Source organism: Actinoplanes sp. NPDC004185 (genome assembly GCF_053603475.1).
This window is the reverse complement of the sequence record NZ_JBSGFR010000077.1, coordinates 1-20373: the sequence shown is the minus strand read 5'-3', so window position 1 is coordinate 20373 and position 20373 is coordinate 1. Positions and strand designations below refer to the sequence as shown.

General features: G+C 71.2%; 21 protein-coding genes. 18 read left to right on the top strand and 3 right to left on the bottom strand.

What is annotated here, in order from left to right; translation table 11 throughout:
* The first annotated feature begins 325 nt into the window (after positions 1 to 325).
* From ACWEOZ_RS41750 to ACWEOZ_RS41725, 6 genes are all read left to right on the top strand, one after another.
* On the top strand, positions 326 to 973 hold the full coding sequence (locus tag ACWEOZ_RS41750) for a GOLPH3/VPS74 family protein (RefSeq protein WP_451916220.1): 648 nt from the start codon (positions 326 to 328) through the stop codon (positions 971 to 973).
* Between the two features lie 31 nt (positions 974 to 1004).
* Entirely contained in the window at positions 1005 to 2507 is a 1503-nt protein-coding gene (locus tag ACWEOZ_RS41745; RefSeq protein WP_451916219.1) for an APC family permease, read from the top strand.
* A complete protein-coding gene (locus ACWEOZ_RS41740) occupies positions 2504 to 3091 on the top strand; it encodes a GNAT family N-acetyltransferase (RefSeq protein ID WP_451916218.1) in 588 nt (195 codons plus the stop codon). The genes ACWEOZ_RS41745 and ACWEOZ_RS41740 overlap by 4 nt, the downstream gene beginning before the upstream one ends.
* Before the next feature lie 70 nt (positions 3092 to 3161).
* On the top strand, positions 3162 to 3893 hold the full coding sequence (locus ACWEOZ_RS41735) for a class I SAM-dependent methyltransferase (RefSeq protein ID WP_451916217.1): 732 nt from the start codon (positions 3162 to 3164) through the stop codon (positions 3891 to 3893).
* Positions 3894 to 3903: 10 nt separating this feature from the next.
* On the top strand, positions 3904 to 4560 hold the full coding sequence (locus tag ACWEOZ_RS41730) for a hypothetical protein (protein WP_451916216.1): 657 nt from the start codon (positions 3904 to 3906) through the stop codon (positions 4558 to 4560).
* Positions 4561 to 4653: 93 nt separating this feature from the next.
* Positions 4654 to 5118, top strand: a complete 465-nt coding sequence (locus ACWEOZ_RS41725; protein WP_451916215.1) for a cupin domain-containing protein — start codon at positions 4654 to 4656, stop codon at positions 5116 to 5118.
* Between the two features lie 50 nt (positions 5119 to 5168).
* Here ACWEOZ_RS41725 and ACWEOZ_RS41720 read toward each other — a convergent pair whose 3' ends face one another.
* The gene (locus tag ACWEOZ_RS41720) at positions 5169 to 5567 is read right to left on the bottom strand and encodes a tautomerase family protein (RefSeq protein ID WP_451916214.1); all 399 of its coding nucleotides are present in this window, start codon (positions 5565 to 5567) and stop codon (positions 5169 to 5171) included.
* A 5-nt stretch (positions 5568 to 5572) separates the two neighbouring features.
* Between ACWEOZ_RS41720 and ACWEOZ_RS41715 the strand changes: the two genes are divergently transcribed.
* On the top strand, positions 5573 to 5983 hold the full coding sequence (locus ACWEOZ_RS41715; RefSeq protein WP_451916213.1) for a MarR family transcriptional regulator: 411 nt from the start codon (positions 5573 to 5575) through the stop codon (positions 5981 to 5983).
* Here ACWEOZ_RS41715 and ACWEOZ_RS41710 read toward each other — a convergent pair.
* Entirely contained in the window at positions 5964 to 6728 is a 765-nt protein-coding gene (locus tag ACWEOZ_RS41710; protein WP_451916212.1) for a GntR family transcriptional regulator, read from the bottom strand. The two genes, ACWEOZ_RS41715 and ACWEOZ_RS41710, sit on opposite strands and share 20 nt — an antisense overlap.
* Positions 6729 to 6919: 191 nt before the next feature.
* On the opposite strand from ACWEOZ_RS41710, the gene iolC reads away from it, so the two are divergent.
* The 11 genes from iolC to ACWEOZ_RS41655 all read left to right on the top strand — a co-directional run bounded on the left by iolC (position 6920) and on the right by ACWEOZ_RS41655 (position 18725).
* Entirely contained in the window at positions 6920 to 7870 is a 951-nt protein-coding gene (gene iolC, locus ACWEOZ_RS41705; RefSeq protein WP_451916211.1) for a 5-dehydro-2-deoxygluconokinase, read from the top strand.
* Positions 7863 to 8732, top strand: a complete 870-nt coding sequence (locus ACWEOZ_RS41700; RefSeq protein WP_451916210.1) for a Cgl0159 family (beta/alpha)8-fold protein — start codon at positions 7863 to 7865, stop codon at positions 8730 to 8732. The genes iolC and ACWEOZ_RS41700 overlap by 8 nt, the downstream gene beginning before the upstream one ends.
* On the top strand, positions 8729 to 9604 hold the full coding sequence (gene iolB / locus ACWEOZ_RS41695; protein ID WP_451916209.1) for a 5-deoxy-glucuronate isomerase: 876 nt from the start codon (positions 8729 to 8731) through the stop codon (positions 9602 to 9604). Before ACWEOZ_RS41700 ends, iolB begins: the two co-directional genes overlap by 4 nt.
* A complete protein-coding gene (iolD, locus tag ACWEOZ_RS41690) occupies positions 9601 to 11454 on the top strand; it encodes a 3D-(3,5/4)-trihydroxycyclohexane-1,2-dione acylhydrolase (decyclizing) (protein ID WP_451916208.1) in 1854 nt (617 codons plus the stop codon). The genes iolB and iolD overlap by 4 nt, the downstream gene beginning before the upstream one ends.
* A 13-nt stretch (positions 11455 to 11467) precedes the next feature.
* Positions 11468 to 12964, top strand: a complete 1497-nt coding sequence (locus tag ACWEOZ_RS41685) for a CoA-acylating methylmalonate-semialdehyde dehydrogenase (protein WP_451916207.1) — start codon at positions 11468 to 11470, stop codon at positions 12962 to 12964.
* Between the two features lie 7 nt (positions 12965 to 12971).
* Complete coding sequence (locus tag ACWEOZ_RS41680) at positions 12972 to 13862, top strand: sugar phosphate isomerase/epimerase family protein (RefSeq protein ID WP_451916206.1); 891 nt, start codon at positions 12972 to 12974, stop codon at positions 13860 to 13862.
* Between the two features lie 44 nt (positions 13863 to 13906).
* Complete coding sequence (locus ACWEOZ_RS41675; protein ID WP_451916205.1) at positions 13907 to 14887, top strand: sugar ABC transporter substrate-binding protein; 981 nt, start codon at positions 13907 to 13909, stop codon at positions 14885 to 14887.
* A 69-nt stretch (positions 14888 to 14956) separates the two neighbouring features.
* Complete coding sequence (locus ACWEOZ_RS41670; RefSeq protein WP_451916204.1) at positions 14957 to 16024, top strand: ABC transporter permease; 1068 nt, start codon at positions 14957 to 14959, stop codon at positions 16022 to 16024.
* A gap of 3 nt (positions 16025 to 16027) precedes the next feature.
* Positions 16028 to 16843 (top strand): ATP-binding cassette domain-containing protein, encoded by an 816-nt coding sequence (locus ACWEOZ_RS41665; RefSeq protein WP_433717530.1) that lies wholly within the window; start codon positions 16028 to 16030, stop codon positions 16841 to 16843.
* The gene (locus ACWEOZ_RS41660) at positions 16840 to 17868 is read left to right on the top strand and encodes a Gfo/Idh/MocA family oxidoreductase (RefSeq protein WP_451916203.1); all 1029 of its coding nucleotides are present in this window, start codon (positions 16840 to 16842) and stop codon (positions 17866 to 17868) included. The genes ACWEOZ_RS41665 and ACWEOZ_RS41660 overlap by 4 nt, the downstream gene beginning before the upstream one ends.
* Complete coding sequence (locus ACWEOZ_RS41655) at positions 17865 to 18725, top strand: sugar phosphate isomerase/epimerase family protein (RefSeq protein WP_451916202.1); 861 nt, start codon at positions 17865 to 17867, stop codon at positions 18723 to 18725. Before ACWEOZ_RS41660 ends, ACWEOZ_RS41655 begins: the two co-directional genes overlap by 4 nt.
* Positions 18726 to 18749: 24 nt before the next feature.
* Here ACWEOZ_RS41655 and ACWEOZ_RS41650 read toward each other — a convergent pair whose 3' ends face one another.
* A complete protein-coding gene (locus tag ACWEOZ_RS41650) occupies positions 18750 to 20183 on the bottom strand; it encodes an OmpA family protein (RefSeq protein WP_451916201.1) in 1434 nt (477 codons plus the stop codon).
* Between the last annotated feature and the right edge of the window lie 190 nt (positions 20184 to 20373).

Genomic DNA, 20373 nt, shown 5'->3' with positions numbered 1-20373 from the left:
TACGGCCGGCGGGTAAGCGTTCGGTAAGGGTCGCGTACGGGCCGCGTTCGCGCTCGGCAGATGAAGACGATGTTAACTTTCTCGATCTCGTGGCCGACGTTTCAGCAGTTCAGAGCCGTCGTGCAGGATGCATTCCGGATCCGGCCACTCTGGACATTGCGCGTCGCCCGGGGCGCTGGCAAGCTACGCGGTGTTGCTTGGACGCCGCTGACCGTAACCGGTCGTGGCGCCGCCGTCATACCTCGGTCAGCCTGCCCTCACCGCCCGTCATCCCGGCCCGCGGTCGCTCGGCCGTGTCCGCGTACGAGGGAAAGGAGGCCACCGGGTGGCGACCACCCAGCTGCCGCTCGCCGACGACCTGTACCTGGCCGCCCACGACGCCGCCCGCGGTCGTTGCCTGCTCACCCCGGCCACCCTCGGCCTCGGCCTGGCCGCCGGCCTGCTCGGCGAGCTGGTCTTCTGGCGCCGCCTGGAGCTGTACGACGACCAGGTCACCGTGCTCGACGACCGGCCCACCCCGGAACCGGCCACCGCCGCCGTCCTCCAGCAGCTGCTGCGCGAGAGTCACCACCGCCAGATCCGCGACTGGATCGCCTTCCTGGCCACCGGCGTCGCCACCGAGCTCGTCGAGCGCCGCCTGGCCCGCGCCGGGCTGGTCCGCCGGGAGGAGAAGCGCGGCCTGCTCGGCACCAAGGTCCGCTTCGTGCCGACCGATCCCGCGACCGCCGCCTGGCCCGGCACCCGGATCCGGATCGCCGCCACCCGCGGCGAGCTGCTGGACGGCCCCGATCTCGTGCTGGCCGGGCTGGTGCTGGCCACCGGTCTCGACCAGCACGTGCTCGTCACGCTCGAAGCCCGTGAGCGTGACCACCTGTTCGACCAGCTGCGCCGGCGGATGCCGGCCACGCTGCAGCATCTCGTCGGCCACGCAGAGGCCGCCGTCGGCGACGCCGTGATGGCCCGCCGCGCCTGACACCCCCTCCGTCCCGTTGGGAGATCCCCAAGTGCCCAGCACCTCCACCCCGGCCAGACCCAGCCAGCTCTCGACCGCCCTGGCCCGCGACCGCCTCGGTGTCGCCGCCGTCGTGTTCTTCGTGATGTCGGCCGCCGCGCCGCTGACCGTCGTGGCGGGCGTCGTGCCCACCGGCCTCGCGGTCACCGGGCTCACCGCCATCTCCATCGCCTTCCTCGCCGTCGCGCTCGTGCTGGCCGTCTTCGCGGTCGGTTACGTCGCCATGGCCCGGCACATCGCCAACGCCGGCGCCTTCTACGCCTACATCGCCCGGGGCATCGGCCGCCCCTTCGGGGTCGGCGCGGCGTGGGTCGCCCTGCTGGCCTACAACAGCTTCCAGGTCGCCTCGTACGGCGGCTTCGGCGCGATCGCCGCCCCGCTGTTCGCCGACTGGTTCGGCGTCGACCTGCCGTGGTGGGGGATCTCGCTGGTGGCCTGGGCGCTGGTCGCCGTCCTGGGCGTCCGCGACGTCGCGGTCAACGGCAAGGTGCTGGCCACCCTGCTGGTCGCCGAGATCGTGCTCGTGGTGATCTTCAGCTTCGCCGACATGCTCACCCCCGACTTCGCGGCCTCGTCCGCCCCGCTCAACCCGGGCAGCCTGGTCGGCACGGGCGCCGGGGCACTGCTGGTCATGGCCGTCACCGGCTTCGTCGGCTTCGAGCAGTCCGTGGTGTTCAGCGAGGAGTCCCGCGACCCGCGCCGCACGGTGCCCCGGGCCACGTACATCGCGGTGGCGCTGATCGCGGTCCTGTACGCCTTCTCCGCCTGGGCGATGATCTCCGCCGCCGGGGCCGACCCGGTCGCCCGGGCCGGCGCCGAGGGCCCGGAGCTGTTCTTCAACCTCGCCTCCGACCGGCTCGGCAGCACCGCCCTGCACCTGGGCCACGCGCTGTTCCTGACCTCGCTGATCGCCGCGATGATCTCGTTCCACAACATCATCGCCCGCTACACGTTCTCGCTGGGCCGCGAGGGCGTGCTGCCCCGGGCCTTCGGGCGCACGGTGCCGGCCACCGGCGCGCCCAAGAACGGCTCCCTGGCCCAGTCGGCGGTGGGCCTGGCCGCGATCCTGGTGTACGCGCTGGCCGGCTGGGACCCGCTGGTGCAGCTGTTCTTCTGGGGCGGCACCACCGGCGGCATCGGCGTGCTGCTGCTGATCACGGTCACCTCGGCCGCGGTGATCGGCTACTTCGCCCGCAACCCCGAGGGTGAGGACGTCTGGCACCGCATCGGCGCCCCGGTGCTCGGCACGGTGCTGCTGCTGGTGGTGACGTACCTGGCGCTGACCAACATCGCCGTGCTGTTCGGCGTCGAGCCCGGTTCCACCCCGACCTGGGCCGTCCCGCTGGCCTACGCGGTGCTGACCCTGGCCGGCGTGATCTGGGCGCTGATCCTGCGCCGCGGCCGGCCGCAGGTCTACCGCGGCATCGGCATGGGCGCCCGCAGCGCCGGCACCGGCCACTCCTTCCGCGACGCCACTTCGGAGGCCCACCAGTGACTCCCGTGATCCGCCCCGCCACCGAGGCCGAACTGCCGGCGGTCGGTGCCCTCATCGCCCTGTCCTTCGACGACCTGGAGCAGAACAGGTCGCTGGTCCCGGACCCGCAGTCCCGGCTGCGGGTGATGGGGGACTTCTTCACGCTGCTCACCGAGCACGCGCCGCTGTGCGGCAAGGTCGACGTGATCGACGACCCGGCGGGCGGACTGGCGGCGGCCGCGGTGTGGTTCGACCGTACGCATGAGATGCCGGAGATCCCGCACTACGACGAGCGCCTGGCCGCGCTGGCCGGTGAGTGGCTGCCGCACTTCCACGAACTGGACGAGCTGTTCGACAAGCACCACCCGGTGGACCCGCACTGGCACCTGGCCTTCCTGGCCGTCCACCCGGACCACCAGGGCCACGGCCTGGGCGGTGCCCTGATGGACAGCACCCACCAGGACCTGGGCGGCACGGCGGCGTACCTGGAGGCGACCAACGAGGACAACATCCGCCTCTACCGCCGGTACGGCTACACCGACATGATGCCGTTCGACATCCGGATGCCGGACGACACACCGTTCTACCGGATGTGGCGGGCCTGAGTCCCCCGGTCGTGGCGGCGCTGCCCATCGGCGTTCCGGGCGGCGCCGCCCCGGCACCTATGCTGCTGCGGTGCTCTCCGACGCCGATGTGGCCGCGCTCCACGACCTGCTGAACCCGTGGGACCCGGAGCACCATCCGGCCGACGCGTTCCACCACCGGCTGGTCATGGCGGCCGGCGCGGTGCTCGACGTGGGCTGCGGCACCGGGGCGATGCTGCACCGGGCCCGCGACGCCGGGCATCGTGGCGTGCTGGCCGGGATCGACCCGAATCCGGCGTACCTGGCCCGGGCCCGGCGCCGGGACGACATCGAGTGGGTGCTCGGGACGGCGGCCACGACGCCGTGGGAGCAGGAGTTCGAGCTGGCCGTGATGACCGGCCACGCCTTCCAGTGCCTCGTCGACGACGGCGAGATCCGGGCCGGGCTGGCCGGGGTGCGCGCCGCGCTGCGTGAGGGTGGCCGGTTCGCGTTCGAGACCCGGCATCCGCAGGCGCAGGCGTGGGAGGACTGGACACCGGAGCACGCGAGCGAGGTCGTGGACGCCGCGGGCCGGCTCCTGCGGGTCAGTCACGAGGTCGAGTCGGTCGTGGACGATGTCGTCACCTTCACCGAGACCGTCACCGACGGCTCCGGTGCCGCGGTCCACTACGAGCGTCAGGTGCTGCGCTTCCTGGGCCCGGAGGCGCTCAACCGGCTGCTGCGCGAGGCCGGTTTCCGGCTCGACGAGCAGTACGGCGACTGGCACGGCGGACCGCTGACCCCGGGCAGCCGCGAGATCGTGACCGTCGCCCGCCGTCGTTAGGATCATCGCCATGTCTGGCGACCCTGTGACTGCGGCCGATGTCCGAGAAGCTGTGTATCTGGCGGCCGACACGCTGGCGGCGGTGGTGGAGCGGGACTGGCGGGTGCCGGCCGGTGATCTCGACTGGGACTGCTGGGAGACCGTCGAGCACATCGCCGACGACCTCTTCGCGTACGCGTCGCAGCTCGGCCCGCGCCGCCCGTCGGTGACGGAACCGGTCCCCATCGGCTGGGAGTACCGCCGCCCGGGCGGACCGGCGCTGACCATCTATGCCATCCCCGAGGAGGGCGGACAGGCCGGCCTGTTGCAGGTGCTGGAGTCCTGCGGCGCGTTGCTGGCCGCGATGGTCGAGGTCACCCCGCCGACGGTCCGTTCGCAGCACACCTATGGCGCTTCGGACCCGGAGGGTTTCGCGGCGATGGGCGTGGTCGAGATCCTGGTGCACATGCGCGACGTCGCCGCGGGGCTGGAGCTGTCGTGGGAGCCACCGCAGGACTTGTGCGCCCGTTCGCTGCACCGGCTGTTCCCGGACGTGCCGGTCGAGGGTGACAGCTGGCAGACGCTGTTGTGGGCCACCGGGCGGATCGCCCTGCCCGGTCGTGACCGCCGGGCCTCCTGGCGCTGGGACGGCACTCCCCGGGACGCAGCCACCGGCCGGGCCGTCTGAGGTTATGTCGCACCGCGACATCGATGGTATCGTGACGTCACGGCGCGACATCACCGTCGCGGACGCCGGCGAAACCATCAAGGAGACCTGTCCATGACTCCGGTCACGATCGTCCGTCCCGGCGAAGGTGAGCTCATCACCACCAACGGGCCGTCGCAGATCCGCATCCTCGAGGACGGCAGCCACACCGGGCACCGCCTGGGGATCGGCGAGATCACCCTGCAGCCGCACACGCCCGGTCCGATCCAGCACCGCCACGCCCAGCACGACGAAGGCTTCTACGTCCTGTCCGGCACCGTGCGGTTCACCGTGGGCCAGGACGACCACGACGCCGGCCCCGGCACGTGGGTCATCGTCCCACCGGGCGCCCCGCACACCTTCGCCAATGTGGGCGACGAACCGGCGGTCATGCTCTCCACCTTCACGCCGGACCTGTACGTGCAGTACTTCCGCGACCTCAAGAAGATGGTCGAGTCCGGACAGCCGATGACGGCCGAGACCATGACTCCGCTCTGGCAGAAGTACGCGACCGAGATCTCCTCCGAATACCGGCCATGACGCAGTAGGGCACTCGACCCCTGTCGTACCCGGGCGGCGGACCGGCCGAGTCAGGAACGCCGGCCCGCCGCCGCCACCACCCCGCCGACGCCACTGCGTCCGTCCGGGGCGCCCACCAGCTCGACGGACACGCCGGAGCGGACCCGCTCACCGCACACGGCGACGATCGCCTCAGTGACCCCGGCGATCAGTCGGGCCACGATCTCCGGCGTGTCCGGCCGGTGGAAGGCGCCCTCCTTGATCCCGAAGGTCACGCTCGGCGCCGGATCGACGGCCGGTTTCCCGCCGATACCCCAGCGCCCTGCCGGCACCCCGATCAGCCGCACCTCGACGATCTCCCGGGCCCACTCGCCGTAGACCGCGACGACCGCCTCGGTCAGGGTCGAGATCAGCGACGCCTCCCGCCCGGCGAGCTCGCTCTCCAGCACGTGGACAGTCAGATGCGGCATACCGGGTGAAACGCATCCCCGTCCCGGAGCAGCTGCGCTCCTTCGACCTCGCGCCCCGGCACCTGTCGCTGCTGTCGCTGCTGTTGCTCGACGGCCCGCAGACCGTGTCCGAGCTGGCCGCGCACCTCAGCGTCGCGCCGACCACAGTCAGCCTGATGGTGGGTGACCTGAGCCGTAAGGGCGTGCTCGTGCGGCGCGAGGACGACGCGGACCGTCGCCGGCGCATCGTCGACATCAGCGCGGCGAGCCGGCCGGCGATCTCGCAGTGGCTCTCGCCCGGCGCCCAGGCGTGGCGCCGGGCCCTCGGGCCGTTGACCCCGGCGCAGCGTCGTGTCGTCGTCGACACGCTGCTCGCCTACGAGGCCGCCGTCTCCGGCGCGACGGACTCCGGCGAGCTCAGCCCGCCGACAGGTTGAGCTCGAAGCTGTAGCGGCTCGCGCGGTAGACGTGCGAGCCGTACTCCAGGGCGCGCCCACCGGCGTCCCACGCCGTACGGGTCATCGTCAGCAGTGAGGCGCCGCGCTTCTCCTGCAGCGTCCGCGCCTCGGCCGCGTTGGCCGAGCGCGCGCCGATCACCTGCGTCGCGATCCGTGGCACGAAGCCCGCCCGGCGCAGCAGCTCGTAGAGCCCGTACGCCGCCAGGTCGGCCGCCTCCAGCCGGATCAGGTCGACCGGGATCGCGTTGTGCATCAGCGCCAGGGGCTCCCCGCCGGCGTAGCGCAGCCGCTCGATCCACGTCACCTCGGCGCCGGGGGCCACCTCCAGGGCCTCGGCCACCTCGGCCGGCGCCGCGATCACCCGCAGGTCGAGGACCTCCGTGCGGGGCTTGCGGTCCGCGCTGACCAGGTCGTCGTAGAGGCTGGACAGCTCGACCGGGCGGCGCACCTTGGGGTGCACGACCTGGGTACCGACGCCGCGTTTGCGCACGAGCATGCCGCGTTCGACCAGATACTGGATCGCGCGGCGGGTGGTCGGCCGGGACACGCCGAGGCGTTCGGCCAGGTCGACCTCGTTCTCGATGCGGGCGCCGACGCCGATCTCGCCCTGCTCGATCAGCTCCTGCAGGCGGCTGGCGACCTGGAAGTAGAGGGGTACGGGGCTGGTCCGGTCGACCTCGACCGGGCGCACCGCACTACGGGCTGGGGAGGGATCGGATGCCATGGAACCCCCTTCGTTTTTCAGTTTGTCATAACAAAGTATTGACGTGGAAGCCCCCACGTTATTACATCGAAACGAGCCGACACCCCGGCCCCGAAGACTTTTCACCGCGCCGTAATCCGCACGGCACACCAGGCGCCGCAGCGCGCCTGAGATCTCCCCGTACGGCCCATCCGTCACTCCCAGGGGGACGCATGCCCGCAGACGAGGTACTGACCATGGGACGGATCGGCGTCGACCTGTATCCCCAGCAGATCGGCGTCTCGCTGCGTGAGGTCCGCACCTTCGCCAAGTTCCTCGGTGGCAGCCCCACCAACGTCGCCGTCGCCGCCGCCCGCTACGGCCGGCGCAGCGCGGTGATCAGCCGGACCGGCGCCGACCCGTTCGGCGAGTTCATCCACGACGCGTTGCGCGGCTTCGGGGTCGACGACCGGTTCGTCGCGCCGGTCGCGGCGCTGCCCACCCCGGTCACCTTCTGCGAGATCTTCCCGCCGGACGACTTCCCGCTCTACTTCTACCGCTTCCCGAAGGCGCCGGACCTGGAGATAGCCGAGTCCGAGCTGGACCTGGCCGCGATCCGGGCGGCGGACATCTTCTGGGTCACCGGCACCGGCCTGTGCCAGTCGCCGTCGCGGGAGGCCACCCTGGCCGCGCTGCGCGCCCGCAACAAATCCGGCATCACGGTCCTCGACCTCGACTACCGGCCGATGTTCTGGGAGTCGCGCGACCAGGCCCGGGAGTGGATCAGCCAGGCCCTGCCGTACGCGACGGTGGCCGTCGGCAACCTCGACGAGTGCGAGACCGCGGTCGGCGTCCGGGAGCCGCACGCCGCCGCGCAGGCCCTGCACGACGCCGGGGTCGAGCTCGCGGTCGTCAAGCAGGGACCGCTGGGCGTGCTGGCCTCCAACGGCAAGGAACAGGTGCAGGTACCGCCGGTGCCGATCGAGGTGGTCAACGGGCTCGGTGCCGGTGACGCCTTCGGCGGCGCGCTGTGCCACGGGCTGCTCTCCGGCTGGGATCTGGAGACCACGATGCGCTTCTGCAACGCCGCCGGTGCCATCGTCACCACCCGGCTGGCCTGCGCCGACGCCATGCCGACGGAGTCCGAGGTCCGGCAGCTGATCGAGGAGGCCGCCCGTGCTTGACGTCCACGAGATCGTCGCCGCCCGGGCCGACCGCCCCGAGGCGATCGCCGCCGCGGCGGCCGCCCGCCGCCGGCCGACCGGCTGGCGCGGGGAGCACGGCCGCATGATGATCATCGCGGCCGACCACCCGGCCCGCGGCGCCCTGCGGGCCGGGCCGGACCCGCTGGCCATGGGCAACCGGGCCGACCTGCTGCGGCGCATCTGCACCGCGCTGGAACGCCCGGGAGTCAACGGCGTGCTGGGCACCCCGGACATCCTCGAGGACCTGCTGCTGCTCGGCGCGCTCGACGACAAGGTCGTCATCGGGTCGATGAACCGCGGCGGGCTGGCCGGCACCAGCTTCGAGATCGACGACCGCTTCACCGCGTACGACGGGGACAGCCTGGCCGCTGCCGGGTTCGAAGGTGGCAAGATGCTGCTGCGGATCGATCCCGACGACGCCGGCACCGTGACCACGCTGGAGAGCTGCGGGCGGGCCGTCGGTGACCTCGCCGCCCACAAGCTGATGGCCATGGTCGAGCCGTTCATCTCGCACCGGGTCGACGGCCGGGTGCGCAACGAGCTCAGCGCCGAGGCGATGATCCGGGCGATGACGGTCGCCGCCGGGCTCGGGCCCACGTCGGCGTACACGTGGTTGAAGGTCCCGGTCGTGGCCGACATGGAACGGGTCATGGCGGCGACCACGCTGCCCGCCCTCATCCTGGGCGGCGAGGTCTCCGAGGATGCCGAAGGAGCCTATGCGCGGTGGAGCAAGGCTCTGGCCCAGCCGACCGTGCAGGGTCTGGTGATCGGGCGCAGCCTGCTCTACCCGCCCGGCGGGGACGTCGCGGGCGCGGTCGACCGGGCGGTGGGGCTGCTATGACACTGCTGCGCCGCGGCGACGCCCAGAGCAAGCCGTTCGAGACCGTCGTCACCCCGCAGAGCGCGGGCTGGGGCTTCAGCGGCCTGCGGATCGTCGAGCTGGCCGTCGGCGCCCGGGTCAGCTTCGCCACCGGCGACGAGGAGATGATCGTGCTGCCGCTGTCCGGCGGCTGCGACGTCACCTGCGACGACGAGCGGGTCACCCTGACCGGGCGGCGCTCGGTGTTCTCCCGGGTCACCGACTTCGCCTACCTGCCCCGCGACGCGGCGGTCACCGTCCGGGCGGCCAACGGCGGCCGGTTCGCCCTGCCGGCGGCCCGCGCGGACCGGCGGCTGCCGTTCCGCTACGGACCGGCCGAGGACGTGCCGGTCGAGCTGCGCGGGGCCGGGCAGGCCAGCCGGCAGGTCAACAACTTCTGTACGCCGGACTCGTTCGACGCCGACCGGCTGATCGCGGTGGAGGTGCTCACCCCGGGCGGCAACTGGTCGTCGTATCCGCCGCACAAGCACGACGCGCCGGGCGAGAGCGAGACCGCACTGGAGGAGATCTACTACTTCGAGGTCGCCGGTTCGCCGTCGGGCGCGGCCGGGTCCGGCTATCAGCGCGTGTACGGACACCCCGGCCACCCGATCGACATCTGCGCCGAGGTGCGCAGCGGGGACGTCGTGCTGATCCCGTACGGGTGGCACGGCCCGTCGATGGCGGCCCCCGGTTACGACCTCTACTACCTCAACGTCATGGCCGGCCCGGGGGAGCGCAAGTGGCTCTTCTCCGACGACCCGGCCCACGCCTGGGTCCGTGGCACCTGGAACGAGCAGGCGATGGACCCCCGGCTGCCCCTGACGTCCGCAACCGAGAGGAGGCGCTCGTGAGACTCACCGTCGCCCAGGCCGTCGTCACGTTCCTGGCCAACCAGTGGACCGAGCGGGACGGCGTCGAGCAGCGCGCGATCGCCGGCTGTTTCGGCATCTTCGGCCACGGCAACGTCGCCGGGGTGGGCCAGGCTCTGCTGCAGGCCCAGCGGACCGGCTCGGCCGATCTGCCGTACCACCTGGCCCGCAACGAGCAGGCCATGGTGCACGCGGCCGTCGGCTACGCCCGGATGAAGAACCGGCTGTCGGCGATGGCCTGCACGGCCTCGATCGGGCCCGGTTCGACCAACATGCTCACCGGCGCGGCCCTGGCCACGGTCAACCGGATCCCGGTGCTGCTGCTGCCCAGCGACGTCTTCGCCACCCGGGTCGCGGCGCCGGTGCTGCAGGAGCTGGAGGACCCGCGCTCCTACGACGTGTCCGTCAACGACGCGTTCCGGCCGCTGTCGCGCTTCTTCGACCGCGTGTGGCGTCCCGAGCAGCTGGCGTCGGCCCTGCTGGGCGCGATGCGGGTGCTCACCGACCCGGTGGAGACCGGCGCGGTCACCGTCTGCCTGCCGCAGGACGTGCAGGCCGAGGCGTACGACTTCCCGGACGCCCTGTTCGCCAAGCGGGTGTGGCACGTGGCCCGCCCGGTCCCGGAGCCGGCCGCGGTCGAGCGGGCCGCCGAGGTGATCCGGTCCGCCCGCCGTCCCCTGATCGTCGCCGGCGGCGGCGTCATCTATGCCGAGGCCTCCGCCGAGCTGGACGCCTTCGCCCGCGCCACCGGCATCCCGGTCGCCGACACCCAGGCCGGCAAGGGCGCGCTGAGCTGGGACCACCCGAACTCCGTCGGGGGAGTCGGCTCCACGGGCACCCCTGTCGCCAACCGCCTGGCCCGCGAGGCCGACGTGATCATCGGCATCGGCACGCGGTACAGCGACTTCACCACCGCCTCCCGCACCGCCTTCGCCAACCCGGATGTTCGTTTTGTCAACGTGAACGTGGCCGCTTTCGACGCTGCGAAGCAGTCGGCGGTAGCTGTGGTGGCCGACGCGCGGGCCGGGCTCGCTGCGCTGACCACTGCCGTCCGTGACTACAGATCCGACACGTCGTACTCAACCGATGTCGCCGCGTGGCAGCAGGAGGTGGATCGCGCGTACCACCTGGGGCACGGGCCGCTGCCCGCTCAGTGCGAGGTCATCGGTGCGGTGAACGACGCCTGCGGCGAGCGGGACGTGGTCGTGCAGGCGGCCGGCAGCATGCCCGGTGACCTGCAACTGCTGTGGCGTGCCCGGGACCCGAAGCAGTACCACGTCGAGTACGGCTACTCCTGCATGGGCTTCGAGATCGCCGGGGCCCTCGGCATCAAGATGGCCGACCCCTCCCGCGAGGTGTACGCGCTGGTCGGCGACGGCTCGTACCTGATGATGGCGCAGGAGATCGTCACCGCCGTCGCCGACGGCATCAAGCTGATCGTCGTCCTGGTGCAGAACCACGGGTTCGCCTCGATCGGCGCGCTGTCGGAGTCGCTGGGCTCGCAGCGCTTCGGCACCAGCTACCGCTACCGCGGCGCGGACGACGACTACGACGGCGACCGGCTGCCGGTCGACCTGGCCGCCAACGCCGAGAGCCTGGGCGCGTCGGTCATCCGGTGCCGCGGCATCGCCGAGCTCACCGAGGGACTCAAGCGGGCCCGCGAGGCCGACCGGCTCACCGTCGTGCACATCGAGACCGACCCGCTGTCGCCCGTGCCGTCCAGCGAGAGCTGGTGGGACGTGCCCGTCTCGGAGGTCTCGGCGCTGGACAGCACCCGGGCGGCCCGGACCGCCTACGAAACGGCCAAGCGCGGCCAGCGGCAGTATCTCTAGAGAGGGCAGTGCCTTGACCACCATCGACCATTGGATCGGCGGCAGCTTCACCAGTGGCGCCGGCACCCGCCGCGCGCCGGTCTACAACCCGGCGACCGGTGCCCAGCAGCACGAGGTGGTGCTGGCCGAGAGCGCCGACGTGGACGCGGCCGTGGCGGCGGCGCGCACGGCGTTCGAGTCCTGGAGCCAGGCGTCGCTGAGCGCCCGTACGAAGATCATGTTCGCCTTCCGCGAGCTGGTCAACGCCAACGTCAAGCCGCTGGCCGAGCTGGTGTCCGACGAGCACGGCAAGGTGCTCAGCGACGCGGCCGGCGAGGTCCAGCGCGGCCTCGAGGTGATCGAGTTCGCCTGCGGCATCCCGCAGCTGCTCAAGGGCGAGTACTCCGACCAGGCCTCGACCGGCGTGGACGTGTTCAGCTTCCGCGAGCCGCTCGGGGTCTGCGCCGGCATCACCCCGTTCAACTTCCCGGTGATGGTCCCGATGTGGATGTACCCGGTCGCCATCGCCTGCGGCAACACCTTCGTGCTCAAGCCCAGCGAGCGCGACCCGTCGGCCTCGAACTACATCGCCGACCTGTGGCGTCAGGCCGGTCTGCCCGACGGAGTCTTCAACGTCGTGCACGGCGACAAGACCGCCGTCGACGCGCTGCTGCAGCATCCCGACGTCGCGGCGGTCTCGTTCGTCGGCTCGACGCCGATCGCCCGCTACATCCACCAGCAGGCCTCCGCGACCGGCAAGCGGGTCCAGGCCCTCGGTGGCGCCAAGAACCACGCGATCATCCTGCCCGACGCCGACCTCGAGTTCGCCGCGAACCACCTGGCCGCGGCGGCGTTCGGCTCGGCCGGGGAGCGGTGCATGGCGATCTCCGCGGCGGTCGCCGTCGGTGCCGCCGGCGACCCGCTGGCCGACATCCTGACCCGCAAGGCCCACGAGGTCGTGGTCGGTTCCGGCCGCGATCCCCGGAGCGAGATGGGCCCGGTGGTCACGGCCGCGGCCCGCGACCGGATCGAGGGCCTGATCGGTACGGGCGAGCAGCAGGGCGCCAAGCTGCTCGCCGACGGCCGCGGCCTCAAGGTGGCCGGCTACGAGGACGGCTTCTTCGTCGGCCCCACGGTCATCGACCAGGTGCGGACCTCGATGGACGTCTACACCGAGGAGATCTTCGGGCCGGTGCTGTCGGTGGTGCGCTCGGACACCGTCGAGACGGCGATCGACCTGATCAACGCCAACCCGTACGGCAACGGCACCGCGATCTTCACCAGCAGCGGTGAGGCCGCGCGGCGCTTCCAGCGTGGGGTACGGGTCGGGATGATCGGCATCAACGTGCCCATCCCGGTGCCGATGGCCTACTACTCCTTCGGCGGCTGGAAGGACTCGCTCTTCGGTGACAAGCACATCCACGGTCCCGAGGGTGTCTCGTTCTACACCCGCGGCAAGGTCGTGACCTCCCGGTGGCCGCACGTCGAGGCCGCACACGGCGCGAGCATGCACTTCCCGACGGCGAGCTGAGGCGACGATGAGACAACTCCGGCTGGGCAGCTGTCCCGACTCGTGGGGCGTGTGGTTCGCCGACGACCCGCGGCAGACACCCTGGCAGCGTTTCCTCGACGAGCTGGCCGGGGCCGGCTACCGCTGGCTGGAGCTGGGCCCGTACGGGTATCTGCCGACCGACCCGGCGCAGCTGCGCGACGAGCTCGCCCGCCGGGAGCTGACCTGTGCCGGCGGCACGGTCGCCGGCGTCGGCGGCCCGCACAAGGATTTCGCGGCCGTGCTGGCCGAGACCCGCAAGGTCGCCGAGCTGACCGCGGCGCTCGGCGCCAAGAATCTGATCTTCGTCCCGGTGCCCGGCTACCGCGACGACGTGACCGGGGCCTACCACGAGCCGGCCGAGCTCAGCCCGGAACGCTGGCGGGCCCTGATCGACAACAGCAACACCCTCGGCCGGGTCCTCGCCGAGGAGTACGGCCTCACCATGCAGTTCCACCCGCACGCCGACTACCACGTGGAGACCCAGGCGCAGACCGAGCGCTTCCTGGAGGACACCGATCCGCGGTACGTCTCGCTGTGCCTGGACACCGGCCACCTCGCCTACCGGCGGGCGGACATCCCGGCCGTCATCCGCAAGTACCCCGAGCGGATCGGCTACGTGCACATCAAGCAGATGGACCCGGCGATCGCCGAGCGGGCCGAGCGCGAGGACATGGCCTTCGGGCAGGCCGTCGCGCTGGGCGCGAGCGTCGAACCGCCGGCGGGCCGGCCGGACGTGCCGTCCGTGCTGGAGGCCCTCAACGAGTTGGACGCCGACCTGTTCGTCGTCGTCGAGCAGGACATGTACCCGGTCGACTTCGACCTGCCCCTGCCGATCGCCACCCGTACCCGTGCCTATCTGAACTCCGTCGGCCTGTGACGGCCGCCGTCCCCCTTGAAGGAAGGAACCTCATGATGCTTCGCATGCGAGGTGCACGCCTGGTCGCCGTGGCGGCGGTGGTGGCCCTCGGGCTCGCCGCCTGCAGCGAAGGCGGCAAGCAGGAGACCACCGGCACCTCCGGCGGCGGGGCCAACGCCGCCGGCAGCTCCGGCTACACGATCGCCATGATCACCCACGAGACGCCGGGTGACACGTTCTGGGACAAGATCAAGGCCGGGGCCCAGCAGGCCGCCAAGGACGAGGGGGTCACCCTCAAGTACTCCAACGACCCGGACGCGTCCAAGCAGGCGGGGCTGATCCAGAGCGCGGTCGATTCCAAGGTCAGCGGCATCGCCACCACCCTGGTGACCCCGGACGCGCTGGCCGGGTCGGTCAAGGCGGCCACCGACGCGAAGATCCCGGTCGTCGGCTTCAACTCCGGCATCGACCAGTACCAGAAGCTCGGCGCCCTCATGTACTTCGGCTCCGACGAGAACGTGGCCGGCACCGCCGCCGGCAAGCGGATCGGCGAGGCCGGGGCCAAGCACCCGCTCTGCGTCATCCAGGCCGCCGGCTCCGTCGCGCTCGAGGCCCGCTGCGCCGGCGTCAAGAGCGCGGTCCCGGGTACGGAGAACATCCAGGTCAACGGCGCGGACGACGGTGCGGTCGTGTCGACCCTGCAGGCCAAGCTGTCGCAGGACAAGTCGATCGACTACATCATCACCCTCGGGGCCCCGATCGCCGTCGACGCCCTCAAGGCGATGGACGCCGCCGCCAGCAAGGCCAAGCTGGTCACCTTCGACCTCAACGCCGAGGCGGCCCAGGACATCCAGGACGGCAAGATCGAGTTCTCCATCGACCAGCAGCCCTACGTCCAGGGCTACCTGGCGGTCTCCTCGCTCTACCTCTACCTCAAGAACGGCAACGACGTCGGCGGCGGCCGGGCGGTGCTCACCGGACCGTCGTTCGTGGACAAGACCAACATCGACAAGATCGTGCCGTTCACCAAGAACAACACCCGGTAGTCGCTCGCGGGGGACGGCCGCGGGTCACGACGCGGCTGCCCCCGCTCAGGCAGTGATCGGAGCATCGTCATGACCCAGGTCCGTACCACTCCACCTCCCGCCAAGACCCCCGCCGAAGCGTCCAACCGGGTCACGCTCAGCCTCTACAGCCGCATCCTGGCCAGACCCGAGGTGGGCGCGCTCGTGGCGGCGGTCATCATCTTCATCTTCTTCCTCAGCGTCGCGCCCGCCTTCCGCTCCGCCGAGTCGTTCTTCACGGTCCTCTACCAGTCCTCCACCATCGGCATCGTCGCCGTCGGGGTCGGCCTGCTCATGATCGGCGGCGAGTTCGACCTGTCCGCCGGCGTCATCACGATCACCGCCGGCCTGGTCAACTCGATGCTGTGCTGGAACTACGGGATGAACCTGTGGGTCGGCGCACTCGTCTCGCTGGTGTTCTGCCTGTTCATCGGCTTCCTCAACGGCTATCTGGTGATGAAGACGGGGATCCCCAGCTTCCTGATCACGCTGGGCACGTTCTTCGTGCTGCAGGGGGCCAACCTGGGCGTCACCAAACTGGTCACCGGCTCGGTCTCCAGCCCGGACATCAGCCAGATCGACGGCTTCAGCTCGCTGCAGGCCATCTTCGCGTCGAGCTTCAAGATCGGCCCGGTGACGGTGTGGATCACGGTGATCTGGTGGCTGCTGTTCGTCGCGCTCGCCGCGTGGATCCTGCAGCGCACCCGTACCGGAAACTGGATCTTCGCCGTCGGCGGCAACCCGGACAGCGCCCGCGCGGTCGGCGTGCCGCTGGTCCGCACCAAGATCGGGCTGTTCATGACGGTCTCGTTCTTCGGCTGGTTCGTCGGCATGCACCTGCTCTACCGGTTCAACACGCTGCAGGCCGGCAACGGCGTCGGCAACGAGTTCCTCTACATCATCGCCGCGGTGGTCGGCGGCACGCTGCTGACCGGCGGCTACGGCAACGCGATCGGCGTCGCGATCGGCGCCTTCATCTTCGGCATGACCAGCCTGGGCATCGTCTACGCCGGCTGGGACCCGAACTGGTTCAAGGCCTTCCTCGGCGTGATGCTGCTGCTCGCCGTACTGGTCAACCTCTACGTCAAGCGGATGTCGACCGCACGGAAGGTGGGGTAACTCATGACCGACACCCTGGCTGATCACGCCGACGCGGGACTGCGCAAGGGCGAGCCGCTCATCGAGATGACCGGCATCGGCAAGAGCTACGGCGCGATCCGCGCCCTGCGCGGCATCAATCTGCGCGTCAACGCGGGCGAGGTCACCTGCGTGCTCGGCGACAACGGCGCCGGCAAGTCCACCCTGATCAAGATCATGTCCGGGTTGCACCCGCACAACGAGGGCAGCCTCAAGGTCGACGGCAAGGAACTGACCTTCGCGTCCCCACGGGAGGCCCTGGACCACGGAATCGCCACCGTGTACCAGGACCTGGCCGTGGTCTCGCTCATGGAGGTCTGGCGCAACTTCTTCCTCGGCTCCGAGCTGACCGCCGGCAAGTTCCCGCTGGCCGGCATGAAGATCAAGGACATGAAGCGGATCGCCGACGAGGAGCTCCGCAAGATGGGCATCGTCGTCAAGGACATCAACCAGCCGATCGGCACTCTCTCGGGCGGCCAGCGCCAGTGCGTGGCGATCGCCCGGGCGGTGTACTTCGGCGCCCGGGTGCTGATTCTCGACGAGCCGACCGCGGCGCTGGGCGTCAAGCAGTCCGGCGTGGTCCTCAAGTACACGGCGGCGGCCCGTGACGCGGGACTCGGCGTCGTGTTCATCACCCACAACCCGCACCACGCGTACCTGGTGGGCGACCACTTCATCATCCTCAAGCTCGGCGGCACGGCCCTGGACAAGAACCGTTCCGAGGTGGGCCTGGACGAGCTGACCACCCAGATGGCCGGCGGCGACGAGCTGACCGAGCTCTCCCACGAGCTCGGCCGATGAGCGTGCTGCGGGTCGGGGTCATCGGCACCGGGATGATCGGCCGGGACCACATCCGGCGGATGACGACGGTGCTGGCCGGCGTGACGGTCACCGCCGTCACCGACGTCGACATGGACACCGCCAAGAAGGTGGCCGAGGGCCTGCCCGGGGCGACGCTGCACGCCACCGGCGAGGAGCTGATCGCCGACCCGGCGGTCGACGCGGTCGTCGTCTGCTCGTGGGGACCCACCCACGAGCAGTACGTGCTCGCGTCGATCGCCGCCGGCAAGCCGGTCTTCTGCGAGAAACCCCTGGCCACGACCCAGGGCGCCTGCCTGCGGATCGTGCAGGCCGAGGTGGCGGCCGGCCGCCGGCTGGTCCAGGTCGGCTACATGCGCCGGTACGACGCGGCGTACCGGGCCCTCAAGCAGGTGGTCGACAGCGGTGAGATCGGTGCGCCGCTGATGATGCACTGCGCCCACCGCAACGCCGACGTGCCCTCCTTCTACGAGAAGGAGAGCGCCATCACCGACACCGCGGTGCACGAGATCGACATGGTGCGCTGGATGTTCGGCGAGGAGATCACCGCCGCCCGGGTGCTGATCCCGCGGCGGAGCCGCAACGGCGGCCCCCTGCAGGACCCGCTCCTCCTGATCCTGGAGATGGCGGGCGGCGCGCTGGTCGACGTGGAGATCTCGGTGAACATCCGGTACGGCTACGACATCCGCGGCGAGGTCGTGGGCGAGGACGGTACGGCGGCCCTGGGCGAGCTCAGCCCGGTGTCGGTCCGGACGTCACGGCAGGTGTCGACGCCGGTGCCGGCCGACTGGCGGGAGCGGTTCCTGCGCGCGTACGACGTGGAGATCCAGGAGTGGGTCGACTCGCTGGCCGGCGGCGGCACCCCGGTGGGCCCGAACGCGTGGGACGGCTACGCGGCGGCGGTGGTGTCCGACGCGGGCGTCGAGGCGTTGCGCACCGGGGAACGCGTACCGGTGGTGCTGGCTCCTCGTCCCGCTCTTTACGCCACCGAGGCGGTGCTGTCGTGAAGGTCGCGCTGGATCCGTACATGTTGCGCGGGGTGCCCCTGCTGGAGCTGCCGCGGGTGGTCGCCGACCTGGGCTACCGCCACATCGAGTTGTCGCCCCGCGACGACTTCATGCCGTTCTTCCTGCACCCGCGGGCGTCGTCGGCGGACGTGGCGGCGTTCAGGCGGGAGCTGGCCGCGGCCGAGGTCTCGGTGGCGTCGGTGCTGCCCCTGTACAAGTGGTCGGGCCCGGACGAGGACGAACGCCAGGCGGCGGTGCGGTACTGGAAACGGGCCATCGAGATCACGGTCGACCTGGGCGTGGACGTGATGAACTCGGAGTTCAACGGCCGCCCGGAGGCGGCGGCGGCGAGCGAGGCCCAGTTCTGGCGCTCCCTGGAGGAGCTTCTGCCGATCTTCGAACGCGAGGGTGTCCGGCTGGTGCTGGAGCCGCACCCGGACGACTTCGTCGAGGACGGCATCGCCGGGGTGAACCTGGTCAAGGGCATCAACTCGCCGCTGGTGACGTTCCTGTACTGCGCGCCGCACACGTTCCACCAGGGCGGCGATCTGGCCGCGGTGCTGCGGCACGCGGGGCCGTTGCTGACTCAGGTGCACATCGCGGACTCGTTCGACCACCGTGGCTCGTCGGGCCTGCGCTACATCGTGAACCCGCCGGGCTCGGCGGTCCGGGTGCACCAGCACCTGGACATCGGCCAGGGTGAGGTCGACTGGGACCTGTTCTTCCGCACGCTGGCGGAAGTGGGTTTCGACGGCATCGCCACGGTCTGCGTCTTCGCCTGGGAGGAACGCGCGGCGGACAGCGGCCGGTTCAACCTGGAGCAGGTGAACCAGTACGTGGCCAAGTACGCCCGCTGAGTCCTGAGCCCCGCGCCCGGCCGGTCACGCCACCGGGATGCCGGTGATCCGCAGCCGGTCGGGCACGTCGAGGGTGACGGTGCCCGTGCCGGCGGGCGGGGCCGGGAACCAGAGGGAGAGCACCTGCTCGCTGCCCGGCGGGATGGCCTTGGTGAGGATCCGGTCGCAGAGGCAGCGGTGGGATCCGGGGGAGGACTCGTAGTCGAGCCCGTAGGCGGCGGTGTCCCCGGCCAGCAGACGGACACCGGCGGTGCCGTACCGGGCGTACGGGTCGAACTCGTCGCGGACGGTGAACACGCCCTGGCCGAGGAAGTCCAGGATGGTGGCCTTGTTGTCCCCGACGTTGCGGGCCGTGAGGCTGACCAGCAGGAACTGCCCCCGTACGGTGGCCGGGCCGGGCACGAAGCGCAGGGTGCCCCGGTTGAGCGGCAGGGTGACCTCGACACCGTCGGGGGCCCGGCCCTGCTCGCCGGTGGTCTTCGGCAGCACGGCCCGGGCCGGGGCCGGGGTGGCCGGCCCGCGGGCCCGGTAGGTGATGGCGACCCGCCGGTTGAGCGCCCGATGGGCATCGGAATCGTTGGGCACGGCCGGCTTGCTCTCACCTTCGGCGGCGACGGTCTTGGGCCATCGCTGGTCGGGCAGCGCCGCGCGGAGCGCCTTGGCCACGGCCTGCGCCCGCCGCTGGGAGAGGTCCTGGTTGTGCGCGGTGGTGCCGGTGCTGTCGGTGTGACCGGTGATCGTGAGCGGGCCGGGCCCGGCGGCCTCGAGGTCGGCGACGGCGGCGGATATGGACCGGCCGGCGCCCGCGGTGAGCTCGGCGCTGTCCAGCCGGAACAGCACGTCGGTGTCCAGGCTGATGTCGACCCGGTCGGCGGTCCGCCGCGTGCGCAGCGCGACATCGAGCCGTTCCGTGTACGACTCCAGGGCGGCCGTGAACGCGGGAGCTGCCGTTGCGGGGTCGAGGGGCTTCTGCACCTGCCCGGCCCTGGTCGGCTGGGCCGGCGGCGGTGGCACGACGCCATCGGTGACAGGAACGTCGGTGAACACGCCGGCGTAGGGCAGCATCACCGACAGCCGCTGCACGCCGGCCGGTACGCCGCGGAAGACGGCTTGCAGGGGGCGGGTCTCACCGACCTCGAAGCGGACGAGGCCGGTGCAGACGCAGCCGCTGCCGTCGAGCCCTTCGGAGACGAGATAGACCCGGCGTCCGGCCTCGTCGACGAGCCGGCCGGCGTCGAAGGAGTTGGTCAGCAGGGTCGAGAAGTGCCGGCTGACCATGCCGGCGCTGCCACCGGCGGCCCGTTCGAGCCGGGTCTGGGCGGTGAGCACGACGGAGTCGCCGGACCGGATCAGCGGCCCGACACTCATCCGCAGGATGTCACCGGCGGCGTCGACGGTCCTGACCTGAGCGGCGGGCTCGGCGGTGGCGGTCGCTGAGGCTGACGGGCTCGCGGCCACGCCCTTCGGCGGGACGCTGTCGTCACTGCAGGCCCGGCGGCGGCCATGACCACGCCGGCAGTGACCCAGGCAAGTGAGCGCCGCACCCGGCCCAGCCTAGAGCGAGTCTGACGGATCATCACGCGTGACCATGATCGATCGTTGGTGTGTTGTGGCCGGTGATCTGACTGATCAGGATTGGGAACGCTTG